We start from the raw sequence: 1191 nt of genomic DNA, 5'->3' as shown, positions 1-1191 counted from the left end.
GCCAGACGAACACGAGATTGAGCGCGTTGAGCACGGCGGCCGCGACGAATGGCGCGCGCACATGCAGCGCGCCGAGCAGGCCGCCGATCAACGGGCCCGCGATGAAGCCGATGCCCATCATCGCGCCGAGCTGGCCGAAGCGTCGTGCACGGTCGGGTTCGGTGGTGACGTCGGTCATGTACGCAGTCGCGACCGCGACGTTCGCGCCGGTGATGCCCGCGATCAGCCGCCCGACGTAAAGCCAGGCGAGCGTCGGCGCGAGCGCCATCAGCAGGTAGTCGAGCGCCGCGCCCGCGAGCGAGACGAGCAGGACGGGCCGGCGGCCGAAGCGGTCGCTCAGCGCGCCGAGCAGCGGGGCGCACAGGAACTGCGCGAACGCGTACAGCGCGAGCAGGATCCCGTAGTGGGTGTCGGTGCTGCCTGCGTCGGCGAGAGCGCGCAGCAGCCCGGGCAGGATCGGCATCACGATCCCGACGCCGATTGCGTCGAGCAGGACCGTGGCCAGGATGGCAATCAGGGACGGATTCAAGAGCGTGACTCTATCGGTGATAGAGTGGCGATTATTCCACAGCTTTCCCTATCGGTGATAGAGATGAAGGACACAGGGGCGCGGTTGACGCGCGACACGGTATTGCGCGCGGCGCTCGAACTGCTCGACGAAGTCGGCATCGACGGGCTGTCGACGCGGAAGCTCGCCGAGCGGCTTGGCGTGCAGTCACCGACGCTTTACTGGCATTTCCGGAACAAGGCCGAACTGCTCGACGCGATGGCCGAGGCGATCATGCTCGAGCGTCACGATGCGTCGCTGCCGCGGCCGGGCGAAGCGTGGGACGTGTGGCTGGTCGACAACGCGCGCAGTTTCCGTCGCGCGCTGCTGGCGTATCGCGACGGCGCGCGCCTGCATGCCGGCACGCGGCCGCGCGCGCTGCATTTCAGCTCGATCGAGCGCAAGGTCGCGCTGCTCGGTGACGCGGGTTTCGCGCCGGACGAAGCGATCGACGTGATGTATGCGCTGGGCCGCTTCGTGGTGGGCTGGGTGCTGGAAGAGCAGGCGGAACCGGGCGGCGGCGCCGATGCACCGCTGCCGGACGCGGCCGAGTACCCGCTGCTGGCAAAGGGCTGGGGCGCGCTGCGCGCGCGTAGCGGCGACGAAACGTTCGAGCGTGGCGTCGCATTGATCGTCGACGGCGC

The 1191-nt window shown here is 69.1% G+C and carries 2 protein-coding genes; one reads left to right on the top strand and one right to left on the bottom strand.

Features of this window, described 5'->3' with window-relative positions:
* On the bottom strand, window positions 1–529 hold a 529-nt coding region (locus tag JYJ84_RS37110; protein ID WP_205190340.1), incomplete at its 3' end, for an MFS transporter.
* A gap of 63 nt (window positions 530–592) precedes the next feature.
* Here JYJ84_RS37110 and tetR point away from each other — a divergent pair.
* Window positions 593–1191: tetracycline resistance transcriptional repressor TetR (gene tetR / locus JYJ84_RS37105; RefSeq protein ID WP_205190339.1), on the top strand; the 599-nt coding region annotated here is incomplete at its 3' end.

It is taken from the genome of Burkholderia sp. LMG 13014, from assembly GCF_905232215.1.
Lineage (GTDB): Bacteria > Pseudomonadota > Gammaproteobacteria > Burkholderiales > Burkholderiaceae > Burkholderia.
This window is presented reverse-complemented; position numbering and strand designations above follow the sequence as displayed.